Annotated in this window: 1 protein-coding gene; it reads right to left on the bottom strand. The window is 53.0% G+C overall.

Features of this window, described 5'->3' with window-relative positions; translation table 11 throughout:
* The coding region (locus GPK89_RS15030; protein ID WP_215694389.1) for a ribonucleotide-diphosphate reductase subunit beta at nt 1–722 on the bottom strand (722 nt) is incomplete at both ends.

Raw genomic sequence — 722 nt, 5'->3', positions numbered from 1 at the left:
AGATAGCGGATGTAATCGCTGATCATCTGCCGGTTCAGTCCCGGGATGTCGTCGCCGATCACATAATGCCCCCATGCGATTTCCTGCTCAACGCCCTCACGCATCATCTCGCGCAGCGCTTGTACGCTCTCGGCGGTGAACAACCCCGGCTGCTCCTTTTGCAGTTCCGTGATGATATTGCGGAACAACCACAAGTGCGTGTTCTCGTCGCGGTTGATATAGCGGATCTCCTGCGCCGAGCCGGACATCTTCCCGTTTCGGGAGAGATTGTAGAAGAACATAAAGCCGCTGTAAAAATAGATGCCCTCCAAAATATAGTTCGCCATCATCACGCGCAGCAGCGTGGGAGCGTCCTTCCGCTCCTGAAACTCGTTGTAGCAGTCCCCAATGAAGGTGTTGCGGCGCAGCAGATGCTCGTCCGTTTTCCATTGGTAGAGGATGTCATTGCGCTCCACGGGGGAACAGATGGTGTCAAGCATATAGCTGTAGCTCTGTGAGTGGACACACTCCTGAAACGCCTGAATGGACAGGCAGAGATTGACCTCGTTGGCGGTAATGTAGGCGCCGATATTAGGCAGGTTCGCTGTCTGAATGGAATCCAAAAAGACAAGAAAACTCAAAATTTTATCGTAGGCGCTGCGTTCGGCTGACAGCAGGCGGGGATAGTCCTTCACATCCTGCGAGAGATTGATCTCCTCAGGAATCCAAAAGTTGTTCATGGC

This window comes from Gemmiger formicilis (genome assembly GCF_018784445.1).
Taxonomy (GTDB): domain Bacteria; phylum Bacillota; class Clostridia; order Oscillospirales; family Ruminococcaceae; genus Gemmiger.
Note: the sequence above shows the minus strand (reverse complement) of the source record. Positions and strands in the feature narration are given on the sequence as shown.